This is a genomic window from Sinomonas sp. RB5 (genome assembly GCF_054063535.1).
The window spans coordinates 21,458-38,632 of the sequence record NZ_JBSSGJ010000016.1; the positions used below are offsets into that span (position 1 = coordinate 21,458).

Annotated in this window: 13 protein-coding genes; 4 read left to right on the forward strand and 9 right to left on the reverse strand. The window is 71.1% G+C overall.

Annotated features, from left to right (window positions below; all coding sequences use genetic code 11):
- Positions 1-6: 6 nt before the first annotated feature.
- Entirely contained in the window at positions 7-483 is a 477-nt protein-coding gene (locus ACVWWH_RS16330; protein WP_457317276.1) for a hypothetical protein, read from the reverse strand.
- Positions 484-748: 265 nt separating this feature from the next.
- Between ACVWWH_RS16330 and ACVWWH_RS16335 the strand changes: the two genes are divergently transcribed.
- Positions 749-997: a WhiB family transcriptional regulator gene (locus tag ACVWWH_RS16335; protein ID WP_066498767.1), complete on the forward strand. Its 249-nt coding sequence runs from the start codon at positions 749-751 to the stop codon at positions 995-997.
- Positions 998-1,121: 124 nt separating this feature from the next.
- Here ACVWWH_RS16335 and ACVWWH_RS16340 read toward each other — a convergent pair whose 3' ends face one another.
- From ACVWWH_RS16340 to ACVWWH_RS16355, 4 genes are all read right to left on the reverse strand, one after another.
- Entirely contained in the window at positions 1,122-2,594 is a 1,473-nt protein-coding gene (locus tag ACVWWH_RS16340) for a sensor histidine kinase (protein ID WP_066498769.1), read from the reverse strand.
- Between the two features lie 121 nt (positions 2,595-2,715).
- Entirely contained in the window at positions 2,716-7,623 is a 4,908-nt protein-coding gene (locus tag ACVWWH_RS16345; protein ID WP_457317277.1) for an NAD-glutamate dehydrogenase, read from the reverse strand.
- Between the two features lie 54 nt (positions 7,624-7,677).
- Positions 7,678-9,000 carry an AAA family ATPase gene (locus tag ACVWWH_RS16350; RefSeq protein ID WP_457317278.1) on the reverse strand — a complete coding sequence of 441 codons (1,323 nt, stop codon included), beginning with the start codon at positions 8,998-9,000 and terminating at the stop codon, positions 7,678-7,680.
- Positions 8,997-9,638 carry a hypothetical protein gene (locus ACVWWH_RS16355; protein ID WP_066498776.1) on the reverse strand — a complete coding sequence of 214 codons (642 nt, stop codon included), beginning with the start codon at positions 9,636-9,638 and terminating at the stop codon, positions 8,997-8,999. The genes ACVWWH_RS16350 and ACVWWH_RS16355 overlap by 4 nt, the downstream gene beginning before the upstream one ends.
- Before the next feature lie 149 nt (positions 9,639-9,787).
- Here ACVWWH_RS16355 and ACVWWH_RS16360 point away from each other — a divergent pair, with 149 nt between their 5' ends.
- Positions 9,788-10,009 (forward strand): helix-turn-helix domain-containing protein, encoded by a 222-nt coding sequence (locus ACVWWH_RS16360; protein ID WP_066498778.1) that lies wholly within the window; start codon positions 9,788-9,790, stop codon positions 10,007-10,009.
- Positions 10,010-10,087: 78 nt separating this feature from the next.
- Here ACVWWH_RS16360 and ACVWWH_RS16365 read toward each other — a convergent pair whose 3' ends face one another.
- Positions 10,088-10,639, reverse strand: coding sequence for a hypothetical protein (locus ACVWWH_RS16365; protein ID WP_457317279.1), 552 nt, complete (start codon positions 10,637-10,639; stop codon positions 10,088-10,090).
- Between the two features lie 160 nt (positions 10,640-10,799).
- Between ACVWWH_RS16365 and ACVWWH_RS16370 the strand changes: the two genes are divergently transcribed.
- Together ACVWWH_RS16370 and ACVWWH_RS16375 are read left to right on the forward strand one after the other, a co-directional pair.
- The gene (locus ACVWWH_RS16370; protein ID WP_457317280.1) at positions 10,800-11,555 is read left to right on the forward strand and encodes a LysM peptidoglycan-binding domain-containing protein; all 756 of its coding nucleotides are present in this window, start codon (positions 10,800-10,802) and stop codon (positions 11,553-11,555) included.
- Positions 11,556-11,669: 114 nt separating this feature from the next.
- On the forward strand, positions 11,670-12,200 hold the full coding sequence (locus tag ACVWWH_RS16375) for an Rv3235 family protein (protein WP_066498785.1): 531 nt from the start codon (positions 11,670-11,672) through the stop codon (positions 12,198-12,200).
- A gap of 76 nt (positions 12,201-12,276) precedes the next feature.
- Here ACVWWH_RS16375 and secA read toward each other — a convergent pair whose 3' ends face one another.
- The 3 genes from secA to hpf form a co-directional block, all read right to left on the reverse strand.
- Complete coding sequence (secA, locus tag ACVWWH_RS16380; RefSeq protein WP_066498790.1) at positions 12,277-14,979, reverse strand: preprotein translocase subunit SecA; 2,703 nt, start codon at positions 14,977-14,979, stop codon at positions 12,277-12,279.
- A 60-nt stretch (positions 14,980-15,039) separates the two neighbouring features.
- Positions 15,040-16,299 (reverse strand): winged helix-turn-helix domain-containing protein, encoded by a 1,260-nt coding sequence (locus ACVWWH_RS16385; RefSeq protein ID WP_457317281.1) that lies wholly within the window; start codon positions 16,297-16,299, stop codon positions 15,040-15,042.
- 108 nt (positions 16,300-16,407) lie between these two features.
- Entirely contained in the window at positions 16,408-17,133 is a 726-nt protein-coding gene (gene hpf / locus ACVWWH_RS16390; RefSeq protein WP_066498793.1) for a ribosome hibernation-promoting factor, HPF/YfiA family, read from the reverse strand.
- Between the last annotated feature and the right edge of the window lie 42 nt (positions 17,134-17,175).

Consider the following 17,175-nt stretch of genomic DNA (forward strand, 5'->3'; position numbering starts at 1 on the left):
GCAGTCCTAGCTGGCACCGCCGGCGTCCTGCCCACCGGCGTCGGGCCGCTCGGGTGCCGCGCCGTCGTGGTTCCGGCCGCGGGTGCTGCCCTGGGTGACGGCGAGGACGCGCTTCTCGAAGAGGAGGAAGAGCGCCACGAGCGCCGGGACCACGATGGCGATCCCGAGGACTACGACGCCTCCGGTGAGTGTCGGCACGCCGATGACGAGGGCGAAGAGCTGTGCCACGAGCGCGGCCGACCGGGGCCAGCGGCGCCCCCGCCACAGGAACACCCCGGCGGCGGCCAGCCACGCCCCGAAGGCGGCGAGGAGCACCAGGGTGAATGCCGCCCCGCCGGGCGACGTCTCGGCGTTGCCGGCCAGGAGCTCTACCGCGTAGAAGACCGCGAAGCCCACGAGGACCGCCGCCTCGAGCAGCACGACGGCCACGAGCACGGCGAGGGTCCAGGGGCGGTGGAACGACGGGGCGTCTGGGGTAGGCACACCCGCACGATACCCGAGGCTCCTCCCTCGGAGCCCAGCCGGTCCCGTGGCGTCCCCGCAGGCGGTCTCGGGCGGAGGCGAAGGTGTGACGCATCCCTCTCGCCCGGGGCCCGAATCCTGCCCTCGACCCCTTGTTTACACCCAGTTAACGTGACAACCTTAATGAAGTTGACCGCGGGGCCCCCACAGGCCCCTTTGCTTTGGACGGACTCGTGAATGTTTTCACAAGCCGCTCGTCCCCCAAGAACGGAGTTGCTCTACCACCATGGACTGGCGTGATCGCGCGGCCTGCCTCGACAAGGATCCGGAACTGTTCTTTCCTGTCGGGAACACCGGGCCAGCCCTCCTTCAGATCGAAGAAGCCAAGAGCGTCTGCCGCCGCTGCCCCGTCGTGGACACCTGCCTGCAGTGGGCCCTGGAGTCCGGTCAGGACGCCGGGGTCTGGGGCGGCATGAGCGAGGACGAGCGCAGGGCGCTCAAGCGCCGCGCGGCCCGCGCGCGCCGCGCCTCCTGAGGCACCGCCCCAGGCTCGCCCGCACAGACGCTTCCGCCGCCCGCTGCTGCCCCTCCCGAGGGGCCGCGGCGGGCGGCTTCTCTATGCGCCGGGGTCAGCCCGGGCTGCCGCGGGCCGGGCCGGTTCAGCCCTGGTCGAGCCCCAGGACGATCTTCACGACGGTTCCGCCGCCCTCGCGCTCGTGCCAGGAGATCGTCCCCGCGAGCTCGCTCGTGACGAGGGTCCGCACGATCTGCAGGCCCAGTCCCTCGTGCCGGGCCTGCCCCGGCGGCAGCCCGACGCCGTCGTCCTCCACGGTGACTTCGAGCTCCTCGGCCCCGGCGTCGTCCCGGCGACGGTCGGCGGTGAGCCACACGGTGCCGGAACGGTCCGCGAGGCCGTGTTCCACAGCGTTGGTCACGAGCTCGTTGATGACGAGTGCCAGCGGCGTCGCGAAGTCGCTCGGGAGGTCCCCGAAGTCTCCCTTCCGCTCCGTGGCCACGTGCTGGCCCTCGGTGGCGACCTCGGCCGAGAGGCGGAACTGGCGGCCGATCAGCTCATCGAAGTCCACGGTCTGGGTCAGTCCCTGGGACAGGGTCTCGTGGACGAGGGCGATCGTCGCGACGCGGCGCATCGCCTGCTCCAGCCCCTGCTTCGCCTCCTCGCTCTTCATCCGGCGAGACTGCATGCGCAGGAGCGCGGCGACCGTCTGCAGGTTGTTCTTCACCCGGTGGTGGATCTCACGGATGGTGGCGTCCTTGGTGACGAGCTCCATCTCACGGCGGCGCAGCTCCGAGACGTCGCGGCACAGGACGAGCGCCCCGAAGCGTTCATGCTCGTCGCGCAGCGGGATGGCACGCAGGGACAGGCTGACCCCGCGGGACTCGATCTCGCTGCGCCAGGGCATGCGCCCGGTCACCACCAGCGGGAGCGTCTCGTCGACGAGGCGTCGGTCCTTGAGCAGCCCGGTCGTGACCTCGGCGAGCGAGCGCCCCTCGAGGGACTCGATGCCTCCGAGCCGACGGAACGCGGAGACCCCGTTGGGGCTCGCGTACTGGACCACCCCGTCGGCGTCGAGCCGGATGAGGCCGTCCCCCACACGCGGGGCACCGCGGCGCGATCCCGTCGGGGAGGCGAAGTCCGGCCACAGGCCCAGGGTGCCCATGCGCAGCAGGTCGTAGGCGCACTGGCGGTACGTGAGCTCGAGCCGGCTCGGCATGCGCGAGCTCGAGAGGTCGAGGTGGGAGGTGACGACGGCGAGGGTGCGGCCGTTGCGCACGAACGGCACCGCCTCGACGCGCAGAGCCATCTCCGAGTTGAAGCTCGTCTCGTGGTGGCGCTCGATCGTCTGGCTGTTCCACGCCCGGTCGACGAGCGGCTTGAGGTCGGAGCGGATGCGCTCCCCCACGAAGTCGCTGTGGAAGACCGTGTGCGTGGTCGACGGCCGCACATGGGCCAGGGCGATGTAGCCGTCGTCGGGATGGGGGAACCACAGGGCGAGGTCGGCGAAGGCGAGGTCGGCCACGAGCTGCCAGTCCCCGACCAGCAGGTGCAGCCACTCGGCGTCCCCCGGACCGAGGTCGGCGTGCTCCCTGATCGGATCCGTGAAGATGGCCACCTGCACTGCCTCGTTTCCCGCTTTCGTCAGCGCCCGGGACACCCGCCTGCCGGGCTCCCGCTGGCCGCGGGGACGCGAGGGCCGCGAGGGCAGGGCCCCCGCGGCCTCCGGCGTCCGCGCCCTACGAGCGCACGATCGACCGCAGCAGCCTCAATGCTACCGAGAGCGAGGCGATGTCGTCGCGCTCGAGGGAGTTGACCTCGGCGAACATCGCCGCCGCCCGGTTGAGCTGCTCGCGGTTCTCCTCCTCCCACACGGCCAGCCGCTCTTCGGGCTCGAGCGTGTCCGGCGCGGCGTCCATGATCGACCGGGTGAAGTCGGCCACCGTGCTGTAGAGGTCATCGCGCAGCGCGGCCCGGGCGAGCGCCTCCCAGCGGTCCCGGCGCGGCAGGGCGGTGATGCGCTCGAGCAGCCCGTCGACCCGGAACCGGTCGAAGACCGTGTAGTACACCCCGGCGACCTGCTCGATCGAGGCACCGCTGGTCTGGGCGATGCGGGCGACGTCGAGCAGCGCGTAGCTCTCGAACAGCTCCGCCCAGCGGTGGGCGAGCTCCTCCGGCAGCCCCCAGGAGCGCGCCCGGTCCAGCCACGCGGCGACGCGCTCGGCGTCCTGGCCCCGCAGGTACTCGAGCAGCCTCGCGCGCAGGGCCGCCAGCGGCGTGCCGTAGTCCTCGACGACCTGCGCGATCGGCCCACCGGTGGCCCCCTGGTGGATGAGCCAGCGGACCGCCCGGTCCAGGAGCCGGCGGATGTCCAGGTGGATGGCCGTCCAGTGCTCGGTCGGGAACGAGGCCGGCAACGCGTTGAGCGCCTCGGTCATCTCGTCCAGCCGGTACACCTCGCGCAGCGCGACGAACGCCTTGGCGACCGCGGCCGGCGTCGCGCTGGTCTCCTCGATGGTGCGGAAGGCGAACGTGATGCCGCCGAGATTGATCATGTCGTTCGCGACCACCGTGGCGATGATCTCGCGCCGCAGCGGGTGGCTGTCGAGGTCCGTGTCGAAGCGTTCCGCCAGCTCGACCGGGAAGTACTCGCGCAGCGTGCTGCGGAACCACGGATCGTCGGCGAGGTCGCTGTCCCGCAGCGCCTCGGTCAGCTCGATCTTGGCGTAGGCGACGAGGACCGACAGCTCGGGGGCGGTGAGCCCCTGCCCCTGCTCGAGCCGCTTGTGCAGCTGCGCGGTGGTCGGCAGCGATTCGAGCGAGCGGTCGAGGTCGGCCTCCTCCTCGAGCCAGTCCATGAGGCGCTCGAAGCTCGGGCTCCACTCCACGACGCGGGCGCGGTCGTTCACGAGCAGGATGTTCTGGTCGATGTTGTCCGCGAGCACCAGGCGCCCCACCTCGTCCGTCATGGTGGCGAGGAACGCAGCCCGCTCCTCGGCGGGCAGCTTCCCCGCGGCGACCATGCGGTCGACGAAGATCTTGATGTTGACCTCGTGGTCGGAGGTGTCGACGCCGGCCGAGTTGTCGATCGCGTCCGTGTTGATGATGACGCCCTGCAGCGCGGCCTCGATCCGGCCCTGCTGCGTGAAGCCGAGGTTGCCGCCCTCGCCGACCACCTTCACCCGCAGGTCGCGCCCGTCCACGCGGATCGCGTCGTTGGCCTTGTCGCCCACCTCTGCGTTCGTCTCGGCGCTGGACTTGACGTACGTGCCGATCCCGCCGTTGTAGAAGAGGTCCACCGGTGCGAGCAGCACCGCCCGGAGCATCTCGGGGACGCTCAGCTGCGTGGTCCCCTCGGGCAGGCCGAGCGCCCGGCGCACCTCGTCCGTGACCGGGATCCACTTGGCGGTGCGCGGGTACACCCCGCCGCCGGCGCTGATCAGGTCCCGGTCGTAGTCGTCCCAGGACGAGCGCGGAAGGTCGAACAGGCGCCGCCGCTCGGCGAAGGAGGCCGCGGCGTCGGGCGTCGGGTCGAGGAAGATGTGGCGGTGGTCGAAGGCCGCCACGAGCCGGATGTGCTCGGAGAGGAGCATCCCGTTGCCGAAGACGTCCCCCGACATGTCGCCGACGCCGACCACGGTGAAGTCCTCGGCCTGGGTGTCGACGTCGATCTCGCTGAAGTGCCGCTTGACCGACTCCCAGGCGCCCCGTGCCGTGATGCCCATGGCCTTGTGGTCGTAGCCGACGGAGCCGCCGGAGGCGAAGGCGTCGCCGAGCCAGAAGCCGTACTCCTGGGAGAGGCCGTTGGCGATGTCGGAGAAGCTCGCGGTGCCCTTGTCCGCCGCGACGACGAGGTAGGAATCGTCGTCGTCGTGGCGCACGACGCCGGCCGGCGGCACGACCTTCTCGGTCACCGCCGCCTCGTCCCCGGCCGCGCCCGGGGCGGCCTCGCTGACCCGGTTGTCCGTGATGTCGAGCAGGCCGCGGATGAACGTCTTGTAGCTCTCCACGCCCTCGGCGAGCCACGCCGCCCTGTCCTGCGCCGGGTCCGGGAGCCGCTTGGCGTAGAAGCCTCCCTTGGCGCCGGTGGGCACGATCACCGCGTTCTTCACGACCTGGGCCTTGACCAGGCCGAGGATCTCCGTGCGGAAGTCCTCGCGCCGGTCCGACCAGCGCAGGCCGCCGCGGGCCACCTTGCCGAAGCGGAGGTGGACGCCCTCGACGCGCGGGGAGTACACCCAGATCTCGTACGCCGGCTTGGGCGAGGGGAGGCCCTCGATCAGGCCCGGGCTGAACTTGAAGCTCAGGTACGGACGGCCGAGGTAGTAGTTGGTGCGCAGCGTGGACTCGATGAGGTTGATGAACGCGCGCAGGAGGCGGTCGGCGTCCAGCGTGGGGACCTGCTCGAGGGCGGCGCCGAGCTCCTCCTTCACCTGGGCGCTGCGGCGGGCGCGCTCCTCGTCGGAGAGCTCGGGGTCGAAGCGGGCCTCGAAGAGCCCCACCAGGCGCCGGGTGACCTCTGCGTTGCCCAGGAGGGTGTCGGCGATGAAGCCGAAGGAGTTCGAGTTCCCGATCTGGCGCATGTACTTCGCGTAGGCGCGCAGCATCTGCGTCTGGCGGGAGCGCAGGCCCTCCCTCAGCACGAGGCGGTCCAGGCTGTCCGACTCGGTCTCCCCCGCGAGCGCCTGCCCGAACGACTCGGCGAGGAGGTCTCCGGTGGAGACGGGGTCGATCCCGGCCGGGTACTTCAGCCCGAGGTCGTAGAGGAAGAACTCCCGGCTGTCGCCCGTCTCGATCTCGAACGGGCGCTCGTCGAGGACCTCGAGGCCGAGGTTGTGGAAGTACGGCAGGATCTGGCTGAGGCTCCGGGGCTCGAAGAGGTAGAGCTTGACCCGGGCGTCCTCCTCGAGCGCCTCGCCGTCGCCCTGCGGGAGGTAGACGTAGACGGCCGGCCGCTCGCCCGTGCCGGACTCGGCGGCGGCTTCCGCAGCGCCGGCGGCGCGGCTCGCGGCGTAGTCCTCGAAGCGCGTGATGTCCTCGAGCGCGTCCTCGATGGTGAAGTCCACCCGGTAGGAGGCCGGGAACGCCTCACCCCAGACGGCCGCGAGGTGCTCGGCAGCCTCGAGGGGCCGGTTCTCGTGCAGGACCTGGGCGATGCCCTCGCTCCAGGAGCGCGTCGCGGTGACGAGGCGCTGCTCGAGGGCGTCCCGGTCGACGGCGCGCAGATCGGCAGCGCTAGTCGCCTTCGGCAGGCGGATGCGGAAGTACAGCCGCGCAAGCGCCGAGTCGCTCATGTGCGAGTCGTAGTCGATCGAGTCGGAGTGGAACTCCTTCCCGAGCTCCTGCTCGATGCGGCGCCGCACCGCCGTGTTGTACCGGTCCTTGGGCAGGTACACGACCGCATTCATGAACCGTCCGTAGATGTCCGGTCGTAGGAAGAGCCGGGTCCTGCGACGCTCCTGCAGCCGGTGGATCCTTGTGACGGTGTCGAGGAGCGTCTGCGTGTCGATCTGCATGAGCTCGTCGCGCGGGTACGTCTCGAGGATGGCGAGGAGGTCCTTGCCCGAGTGGGAGTCGGCGGGGAAGCCCGAGCTCCGCATAACCTTCTCGATCTTGTCCTTCACGATCGGGACGGTCCGCGCGGACTGGGTGTACGCACTCGAGGCGAAGAGCCCGATGAACCGGCGCTCCCCGTCGACCTTCCCCGCCACGTCGAAGCGCTTGATGCCGATGTAGTCCAGGTAGGCGCGCCGGTGCACGGTGCTGCGGGAGTTGGCCTTGGTGATCACGAGCGCCCTGCGCTCGCGGGCGTGCTCCTGCCCCTCGACGGTGAGGTGCTGGAGCGCGTGCCCGGCGTCGCCCCGGAGCAGCCCGAGCCCGCTGCCCTCGACCAGCTCGAGGACATCCTCGCCGTCGACCGTCGTGAGGTCGTACTCGCGGTAGCCGAGGAACGTGAAGTTCCCGGCGTCGAGCCAGCGCAGGAGCTCCTGCGCGGGGACGAGGTCGGGGATGTCCTCGGCGCCGGCGACGGAGCCGAGGCCCTCGGCGATCTCGAGCGCCTTGGAGCGCATGGGCTGCCAGTCCTCCACGGCCGCGCGCACGTCGCCGAGGACGCGGCGGACCCCGTCCACGAGCTGCGTCTTGGCTGCCGCGGAGGCGCGGTTCGTCTCGATGGCGATCCACGACTCGATGTGGGTGGCGTTGTCGCCGTCGGCGACGAGAGCGCTCAGCAGGGGCATCGTGGCCGTGTCGCCGCTCGACATGCCCCACTGGGCGGGCACGCGCTGGACGGCGACGAGGCCGCCGTCGCTCTTGCGGCGGGTCACCACGAACATGGGGTGCACGACGAGATGGATGGGTGCGCCCTGGCGCCCGAGCTCCGCGCTGACGGAATCGACCAGGAAGGGCATGTCGTCCGTGACGATGTAGACGACGCTGCGGCCGCCCTCGTCGACGACGGCGATGTTCGCGGTGCCCGTCTCGCGGCCCTCGGCGACCGCCCAGTGCTCGCGGGCCCGGTCCGCAAGGGCTTCGCCGGGGTACGCCTGCCGGTCTTCCTCGGCCAGGTGCTCGTAGTAGTCCGCGAGGAACTTGGTTTCCTGGTCCGCTGATGGGAACGGGGTCTGCTGGGCAGTACCTGTCGACACTCTGGCTCGCCTCCGGTGCATGTGGCTGCCACCTCGCAGCCCTCTGATCCGAGCCTAGCGCGGTGCTGCCGAGCCAGCTTTGGCACGTAGGCCAGCGAATCTTCGATTTCGCTGTCGAGGTGCACACACGAGCTCTGCGATGCTGTGCCGCATCGCAGACTCGGGGGCCGCTTCCAGGAGCACTTGGCCCGCGAGCAGCGCAGCGTCCGCGGCCTCGGCGTCGTGCGGCACCATCGCGGCGATGGGCAGTCCGGGGCCGAACCGCTCCCATGCATCCCGCAGCGCACGCTCCGGGAACCGCCCCACGGCGGACGCGCGGAGCCGATTGAACACGACCGTGGGCACCGCGCCCGGGACAGCCTGTTCGAGGTCGGCCAGCGCACGCACCAGGCGGGGCATGCCGATGGAGTCGGCAGAACCGACGGCCAGGACGCGGTCGGCGAGCTCGAGCGCGCGCAGGGCCGCCCCGTTGCGGCGGGGCGCCATGGTGTCGAAGCTGAGCTCCTCATCGGCCTCGAGGCAGAATCCGGGGTCCACGACGACGAACTCGGCCAGTTCCCGGCAGCGTTCGAGCACGGAACCGAAGGCGGCCGCGCGCAGCTCGGGCCAGCGGTCGGCCCGGGTGAGGCCTGTGAGGACGCGGAGCGTGCCTGCGCCCGTGACGACCGGGCTCGCGACGCGCTCGAGGGAGGCGCGGTCGAGGAGGCCCTGGTCCGCGAGCCGGCAGGCCTGGGCGAGGCCGGCCGAATCGTCGAGGAGGCCGAGTGCGGCCGCCACGGAGGAGCCGTAGGTATCGGCGTCGACGAGGATCACGCTGCGGCCGTCCGCGGCGAGCTCTGCGGCACAGTTGACGGCAATCGTGGTCCGGCCCGGCGAGCCGATCGGGCCCCAGACCGCGATGATCTGTCCCAGCTCGCCCGGCTCCGGCCCCTCCTCCGGATCCTCCGCATCCGCGTCCGCATCCGCACCGAAGGTGGGCGGCGCCCCGGCGAGGGCGAAGGAGGACCCGGGCCGTCCTGGACCGAGCGCTGCAGCCGCCTCGACGGCCTGGCCGATCAGGCGGGCGAGATCCTGGGCGGGAACGGCCTCGGAGGCCGCGAGCACTCCGAGTCCGGCGAGCCGCACCCGCTCGGCGTCGTCGTCGGTGAGGCCCACGAGGGCGACCCCGACCGCTCCGAGCCTGTCGACGAGGGTCGCGGTAACCTCCTGGGTGGCGCCGGCGATCACCGCAGCCCTGGCCAGGCCCGTCTGGCAGGCCGCGACGAGCTCGGCGAGCTCGGAGCAGCGCCGCACCACGGTGACCGGCCCGTGCAGGCGCTCGAGGGACCCGACGAGTTCGGCCTGGCCGGCCCCGACCGTGACGACGGGGATGCTCATCGGGAGCCGCCCGCGGGGTTCCACACGAGCGAGACCTTCGCGCTGTTCGCCTGGGCGCCGAGGACCTGGGCGAGCTTCGCATCCTCGACGAGCACGAGGACAGTCGTCTCGCGGGTTCCGCCGAGCGCCGAGGAGGCCGTCTCGATGTGGGCGATCTCGGCGCCGGTCACGAGGCGCTTGGGCTCGGAGAATCCGTTCCTCCCGTCCGGCAGGGCAACCCACACGTCGACCCGCGATCCCGCCGCGGCTTCCGCGGGCAGCGGCTGCGCCACGCTGATCGAGACCGGCTTGCGGTCGACGGCGTGCGGCTCGCCGAGGCTCGACGCGGGCACGAGATCGCCCTTGGACACCCGCTGGAGCGCCACCTTGCCCTCCGGCAGGCGCCCCGCCGTGAGGTACCGTCCTTCCGCATCCCCGAGGCGGACGTCGACGCGGACGAGCCTGCTCGGATCGACCGTCTGGCCGACGGCGATGTCCTCCTTCGCGGCGTAGGCCGCCACCGTCCTCTGGGCTGAGTCGACGAGCGCCACTACTCCTGCGACCGAGGCCGCGACGAGCAGGAGCCCGACCAGCAGGCGCGGGTCCTTCCATGACGGCTTCGCCAGCCGGGCCCCGCGAGCCCCATCGGCAGCAGGCATTGCTCTCCCCCTCCAGTACGCAGGCCGCCAGCCGGCCCCCCGGCGCCATTCTCGCCGGGAGCGGCGCCGGACCCAAGTCACAGGGCACCATCGCGCCAAACTGTGGATAACTGCCCCGGTCCCCTCCAGGGCGGTGGCAGAATGGATCCATGCCCCGCTTCCTGACGCTCGCAGATGTCTGCGATCAGCTCCAGATCAGCGCAGCCCAGGCGTATGCGCTCGTGCGCAGCGGCGAGCTCAAGGCCATCCAGGTGGGCGGACGCGGTCAGTGGCGCGTCGAGGACGTCAAGCTCGAGGAGTACATCCAGGAGAGCTACGCCAAAGCCGAGAGGATGCTCGCCGAGAACCGGCGGGACCACACCGGCGCCTGACCGGTCCCGGGGACGCCCTGCCGACCGCCGGCGCCCGCCACGGGCGCCCCATGAGCGGGCGAGCCTGCCGGCCCCGCGCTAGCCGCCCGAGCGGACCGCGATGAGGCGTGCGAAGGGCACGACCCACAGCCCGCGGGCTGCTCCCCCATCGTGCGCCCGCGGCGCAGCGATCTCGACATAGTCCGCGCCGACGGTATCGAGCGTGCCCGCGACCGTGAGCGGCTCGCTTGCTCCCGCATCCACGAAGCAGGCCACGGGAGAGCGATCCCGCGCAATCGCCCGCAGTCCCGAGCCGAGGGACAGCGCGCGCCGGACCGCGGAGCCCTCGGCAACGGCCGCACGTCCGAGCCCTTCGATGGTCACGATGCCGAGATGCGGCACGAGCACGGAGTAGGGGCCGGAATCCAGGGCGAGCCAGGTGGACGCGACGTGGGCCAGACGTCCCCGGAACCGGACCCCACCGGCGAGCAGGAGCGCGAGCGGCGCTGCACCGTGGCCCCGCAGCCGCTCGGCGAGGCCTATCCCGGCGGCTTCGGCCCGCGCGAGGTCGGCCACCTGCGCCTCCAGCTCCAGCTGGCCCGCGGCAGCGAGCTGCGCCTCGAAGTCGGAGAACAGGTTGTCCAAGCGCATGGCGCTCACCCTACCGCTCCCTTCACGTCGACGACCCATTGAGGAAGATCTCTGGACAAACCGACGCCATCATGATCAAACTTGCTTCAACGTTGCAAAGTGCACCAAATTGCATCAAACAGCATCAAATAGGTCTGAAGAAGACGTTTGAGGGGGGACCATGGAGAACACACCACGGCAGCAGGCCGCGGCGGACGGCCTCGTGGCCGCAGCCGTGCTGGCACTGGGGGCGGTGCTCGTGGCCGCAGGAAGCTCGCTGGCCCGGGACCTCGCACCAGGCGCCTCGGGCAGCCGGCTCCGGATCGCGCCGCGCGCGCTCGATGCCCTCCCCAGCGTGGACGTCCTCCTCGGCCTCGTCGCGACCCTCGTCGGCCTCGCGGTCGTGGCCTGGTGGCTGCTGTCCATGGGCTTCGCCATCGCGTCGGCCCTGCTCGCCGCCGCCGGGGCGTCGACGGCGTCCCGGCGTGTGGGCAGCTTCGCGCCAGCGTTCATGCGGCGCCTCGCGATGGCGATGCTGGGGCTGGGCCTCGTCGCCGTGCCCGCCGCCCACGCCGACAGCCTCCCCGACCCGGCCTGGCGTCCCGCGGCCTCGGGCCCGGCGGCGGCGGTGCAGGGCACTCCGGCGTCCGCTCCCGTCGCGCCGCCGGCCCCGGAAGCAGGCTGGGTGCCCGCCGCCCCGCCCACAGATCCGGGCCCGCTCGTGCAGCAGCCTCTGCGCCCGCCGGCCCACACCTCACAGGTAGAGGTCCGCCCGGGCGACAGCCTGTGGACCATCGTGGCGCGCCATCTCGGGGCCGGCGCCACCGACCTCGACATCGCGCAGGCATGGCCGTCCTGGTACGAGGCCAACGCCGGAATCATCGGCGGCAATCCCGATCTGATCCGCCCGGGCCAGATTCTCGTCCCGCCGCGCTGAGACCCGGGACCAACGGCGAAGGCGCAGCCTCCGCCGGACCGCGCCCACGAGTACCGGGGCAGCCCTCCCTGCCGCGCGCCCTTGCGCCGGCCCCACCAGAAGGACCTCACCGCCATGGCTCCACGCACCCTGCCCCAACTCGTCGAGACCGGCCCCCGCACCGAGGACGTACTGCGCCTCCACCGCGCGCACCCCGATCCGGGGAAGGGCACACCGCGGACCTCGGGCACCTCCGCACTCGCCGCCGAACCGGCACAGCGCCCCGCCAGGCGTCTGCGCGCACTCCCTGGCGCGCATGAGGGCGAAGAGGTGCGCAGGCTCGCGGCAGCGATCACGCGGGCGACGATGGAGGTCCTCGCCGGGACGCGGCCGGTCCAGCAGCTCACACCGTGGCTGCACCGCGATCTGCTGGCCTCTGTCCAGCTGCGGGCGGACCTCAGCCGCGCCGCCCGGGAGGGGGCTTCGGGGCCCTCGGCACGTGCGCACCGTGCCACCACGATCAGGTCCTCCCACGCGAGCCTGATCGAACCCGGGCTCTACGAGGCCGCCGTCGTCGTGGCGGACGCCGCGCGCTGCCGCGCCGTGGCACTGCGCCTCGAGGCCGCCCGCTCGGGATGGCAGGTCACGGCGCTCGAAATCGGCTGAGGGACCGTGGGCAGAGCGGACGGAAAAGGCCGGCGGCCCATCCCGAGAGATGGGCCGCCGGCCGTCCGCTGAAGGATCAGCGCTTGGACCGACGCCCCGGAGCGTTCTTGGACGCCGGCCGCGAGCCGCCCTTCTTCTGTGCGGGCTTCTGGCCGGTCGCCCGGGAGCCGCCGCCGTTCTCGGCGGCGCGCGAGCGGGCCTGCTCCACGTGCGTCTCGGTGGTGCCGTCCTCGGCGGGAGCCGAGTACTCGAGCCGCGCGGGCTGGACCGGTGCCTCGGCCTGTTCGGTCTGCTCGATCTCGAGGTTGAACAGGAACGCGACGGACTCCTCGCGGATGCCCTCCATCATCGTCTGGAACATGGCGAAGCCCTCGCGCTGGTACTCCACCAGGGGGTCGCGCTGCGCCATGGCCCGCAGGCCGATGCCCTCCTTGAGGTAGTCCATCTCGTAGAGGTGCTCCTGCCACTTCCGCCCGATCACGGACAGGACGACCCGGCGCTCCAGGTCGCGCATCGTGTCCGGTCCGATCTGGGCCTCGCGTTCGGCGTAGAGGAGCTTCGCGTCGGAGATGATCTCCTCCTTGAGCATCTCCACGGTGACGCGCGGCTTGCCGCCCGCCTCGTCGATGACGTCCTGGGGAGTGATCGAGATGGGGAAGATCGTGCGCAGGTTCGACCACAGGGCGTGGAAGTCCCAGTCGTCGCCGTTGCCCTCCGCAGTGGCCGATTCGATCATCGCCGTGAGCGTGTCCTCGAGGAAGAACTGCACCTTCTCGTGCAGGTCGTCTCCTTCGAGGATCCGGCGCCGGTCGCCGTAGATCGCCTCGCGCTGGCGGTTGAGCACGTCGTCGTACTTGAGCACGTTCTTGCGCTGCTCGGCGTTGCGCCCCTCGACCTGCGCCTGGGCGGACTGGATCGCGCGGGAGACCATCTTCGACTCGAGCGCCGTGTCGTCCGGCAGGCTCGAGGCCATGAGCCGCTCGGCACCGCCAGTGCCGAAGAGGCGCATGAGGTCGTCCGTGAGCGAGAGGTAGAACCGCGACTCGCCCGGGTCGCCCTGACGGCCGGAGCGGCCACGAAGCTGGTTGTCGATGCGGCGGGACTCGTGGCGCTCGGTGCCCAGCACGTAGAGGCCGCCGAGGGCGAGGACTTCCTCGTGCTCGGCCTTGACGGCCTCGTTGGCCGCCTGCAGCGCGGCGGGCCACGCCGCCTCGTACTCGGCAGAGTTCTCTTCGGGGTCCAGCCCCCGCCCGGCGAGGTCGGCCACGGCCATGAACTCGGCATTGCCACCGAGCATGATGTCGGTGCCGCGTCCGGCCATGTTGGTGGCCACCGTGACGGCGCCCTTGCGGCCGGCCTGGGCCACGATGGCGGCCTCCCGGGCGTGGTTCTTCGCGTTGAGGACCTCGTGGCGGACGCCGGCCTTCGCGAGCGCCTTCGAGAGGTACTCGCTCTTCTCGACGCTCGTCGTGCCGACCAGCACGGGCTGGCCCTTCGCATTCCTGCGCGAGATGTCCTTGACGACGGCGTCGAACTTGACGATCTCGTTCTTGTACACGAGGTCGGACTGGTCGATGCGTGCCATGGGCTTGTTCGTGGGGATCGGCACAACCCCGAGCTTGTACGTGCTCATGAACTCGGCGGCCTCGGTCTCCGCCGTGCCCGTCATGCCGGAGAGCTTCTCGTAGAGGCGGAAGTAGTTCTGGAGGGTGATGGTGGCGAGGGTCTGGTTCTCCGCCTTGATCTCCACCCCCTCCTTGGCCTCGATGGCCTGGTGCATGCCCTCGTTGTAGCGGCGTCCGGGCAGGATTCGGCCCGTGTGCTCGTCGACGATCAGCACTTCGCCGTCGAGGACCACGTAGTCCTTGTCCCGCTTGAAGAGCTCCTTGGCCTTGATGGCATTGTTGAGGAATCCGATGAGCGGGGTGTTCGCCGACTCGTACAGGTTGTGGATGCCGAGGTAGTCCTCGACCTTCTCGATGCCGGGCTCGAGGACGCCCACCGTGCGCTTCTTCTCGTCGACCTCGTAGTCGTCCTCGCCGAGCCGCAGGGCGAGCTTGGCGAATTCGGAGTACCAGCGGTTCGCGTCTCCCTGCGCAGGGCCGGAGATGATGAGCGGGGTGCGGGCCTCGTCGATGAGGATGGAGTCCACCTCGTCCACGATCGCGAAGTGGTGGCCGCGCTGGACGAGCTCGTTGCTGTCCCAGGCCATGTTGTCGCGGAGGTAGTCGAAGCCAAACTCGTTGTTCGTACCGTAGGTGATGCCGGCGTCGTACTGCTTCTTGCGCTCGGCCGGGTCCATGTTGGCCAGGATGCAGCCGCTCGAGATGCCGAGGAAGCGGTACACGCGCCCCATGAGCTCGGACTGGTACTCCGCGAGGTAGTCGTTCACGGTGACCACGTGGACGCCCTTGCCAGACAGCGCGTTGAGGTAGGCGGGCGCAGTCGCCACGAGGGTCTTGCCCTCACCGGTCTTCATCTCGGCGATATTCCCGAGGTGGAGCGCCGCCCCGCCCATGAGCTGGACGTCGAAGTGGCGCATGCCCAGGGTGCGGCCGGCAGCCTCGCGCACGGCGGCGAAGGCCTCCGGCAGCAGGTCGTCGAGCTTCTCGCCGTCGGTGTGGCGCTCGCGCAGCCGGTCCGTCTCCGCGCGCAGCTCGGCGTCCGTGAAGGCCTTGAACTCGTCCTCGAGCGCATTGATGGCGTCCGCGTAGACGCGCAGCTGCTTGAGCGTCCGGCGGTCGCCGGTGCGCAGGAGTTTCTCGAGAAGGTTTGCCACGTGGCGTTCGCTCCCTTGTCAATGGCGTGTGCAGCAGCGTCTCGTGCGCTGCGGCGGGATTCAGTCTACGGGAGACACGCGCGGAACCCCGTGCAGGTTCCGCCCTCCGCGGACGGGCCCGACGGCGCGGGCGAGCGCGGGGGCGAGACTGCCGCGGTCCGCCACACGCACCTGGTCGAGCTCCAACCAGTCTGCCAGCAGCCGCAGTTCCTCCGCGAGCTCGCCTGCCGTGTCCGGCGGGGCACCGGGTTCCCCGTGGGTGGCCTGCACGAGAAGGACCCCTGCGCTCCGGTCCGCCTTCAGGTCCACGCGGGCGGCCATGGCATCGCGCAGCAGGAAGGGCAGCACGTAGTAGCCGTACTCGCGGCGCTGCACGGGCGTGTAGATCTCGAGACGGTAGCGGAAGCCGAAGAGTCGCTCGAGGCGCCGCCTCTCGAACACGAGGGAGTCGAAGGGACTCAGGAGCGCCCTGCCTGTCGCGGCGCGGGGTATCGGGCGCCCGGCGGCGAGGAAGGTCCTGCCCTCCCATCCGTCGACATGGACCTCCTCGATGCTCCCCTCGGCGGCCAGGACGGCCAGAGCGGATTCCGTGGCGCGGACCGGAAGGCGGAAGTAGTCCGCGAAGCAGCGCGCGGTGCCGATCCCGTGTGCCTCGACCGCGCAGCGCACGAGCGCGAGGATCGCCTCGTCCCGGCCCAGCCCTTCCTCGTGCACCAGGGCCCGGGGCAGCACGTCCTCGGTCAGCGCGTACCGGCGCTCGAAGGCGCCAGACCGGCCCGCCGAGGCGACCGTGCCGACTTCGAAGAGGTGGCTCAGGACGCGTTGGACTGCGCTCCAGTTCCATCCCCACTGGTCGCGGCGGCGCTCCTCGACATGCCCCAGGCGGTCGGCCAGCTGCCCGGCTGTGAGGGGCCTGCTCGAGCCGAGCACCGCGAGGATGCGCGCAGCGAGGTCCTCGCGGGCGTCCGCGTCCATCTCGTGGGCGCCCACCCAGGCCCGCCGCTGCCACAGGCGCAGGGCGTCGAAGTGCTCGGGCCGGATGAAGCTCGCCTCGTGCGCCCAGTACTCGAGCATCCGCCGCGGGCTGCGGGCCGAGAGGCGGTCCAGCGTCTGCCGGTCATACGGTCCGAGGCGCGAGAAGAACGGCAGGTAGTGGCTCCGGACGAGCACATTGACGGAATCGATCTGGACCAGCTGCAGCGCCTCGAAGGCGCGCACGAGTGCCCGGGCGGACACGGGGCCGGTGGGGCGCGGGCGGTGGAGGCCCTGCGCGGCGAGCGCGACCCGGCGTGCCTGTGCGAGGGTGAGCCGCGCCGTCATGCGGTGCGGACGCCGGCGGCTTCGGCCCGGCGCGCCGCAGCGGCGGCCCCCAGGGGGACCGCCGCTGCCGGGGATGCCGCGTCCGGGGCCGCGGCCGTGCGCGCAGGATCAGGAGACAACGGCACCGGCATCGTCGGAGCGGTACGCGAGGATCTTCTCCTCGACCTTGGCCGCTCCGGGCTCACAGGCCTGGTCGAGGCTGATGACGCCATAGGTCCATCCACGGCGGCGGTAGACCACGGAGGGGGTGTTCGTGTCCGCGTCGATGAACAGGTAGAAGTCATGGCCGACGAGTTCCATGTTGTCCACCGCGTCATCGAGGGTGAGCGTGGCGGCGGGGAACACCTTGCGGCGGATGAGCACGGGCGAATCGCCGGCCGGGATGTCGTTCTCGACCTCGTAGGGCGACGGCGCCTGGGCCTCCGAGGAGGGAACCTCGAGGGCGTGCTCGGCGTAGATCGGCGTACTGCCGCTGACCACCGGGAGGGAGGCGGTGGCCGCGTTGACCCCGACGGGGGTGTGCTTGCCGTGGTGGACCTTGCGGCGGTCCTTCGCCCGCCGGAGGCGTTCAAGGAGCTTCCCGTAGGCGAGGTCGAAGGCAGCGAACTTGTCCGGAGCGGTGGCCTCGGCCCGGATCACCGGTCCGCGCCCGGTGACCGTGAGCTCGACGGTGAGCTGGTCTCCTCCGGTCTTCGCACTGCTCTGCTTGGAGCACTTCGCATCGACGCGCTGGACCTTGTCAGCCAGCGCACCGATCTTCTCGAGCTTCTCACCTGCGTACTCGCGGAAGCGATCCGACACAGTCAGGTTGCGACCGCTGATGTTGAACTCCATGGTGCCCTCCAGATACTTCTGAGTTCAGCCGCATACCGGCGT

Excerpts from the sequence above, each read along its gene's own strand:
- ACVWWH_RS16335 (WP_066498767.1), top strand. The coding sequence starts at position 749 with ATGGACTGGCGTGATCGCGCGGCCTGCCTCGACAAGGATCCGGAACTG.
- ACVWWH_RS16350 (WP_457317278.1), bottom strand. The coding sequence starts at position 9,000 with ATGAGCATCCCCGTCGTCACGGTCGGGGCCGGCCAGGCCGAACTCGTC.
- ACVWWH_RS16355 (WP_066498776.1), bottom strand. The coding sequence starts at position 9,638 with ATGCCTGCTGCCGATGGGGCTCGCGGGGCCCGGCTGGCGAAGCCGTCA.
- ACVWWH_RS16360 (WP_066498778.1), top strand. The coding sequence starts at position 9,788 with ATGCCCCGCTTCCTGACGCTCGCAGATGTCTGCGATCAGCTCCAGATC.
- ACVWWH_RS16365 (WP_457317279.1), bottom strand. The coding sequence starts at position 10,639 with ATGCGCTTGGACAACCTGTTCTCCGACTTCGAGGCGCAGCTCGCTGCC.
- ACVWWH_RS16370 (WP_457317280.1), top strand. The coding sequence starts at position 10,800 with ATGGAGAACACACCACGGCAGCAGGCCGCGGCGGACGGCCTCGTGGCC.
- ACVWWH_RS16375 (WP_066498785.1), top strand. The coding sequence starts at position 11,670 with ATGGCTCCACGCACCCTGCCCCAACTCGTCGAGACCGGCCCCCGCACC.
- ACVWWH_RS16385 (WP_457317281.1), bottom strand. The coding sequence starts at position 16,299 with ATGACGGCGCGGCTCACCCTCGCACAGGCACGCCGGGTCGCGCTCGCC.
- hpf (WP_066498793.1), bottom strand. The coding sequence starts at position 17,133 with ATGGAGTTCAACATCAGCGGTCGCAACCTGACTGTGTCGGATCGCTTC.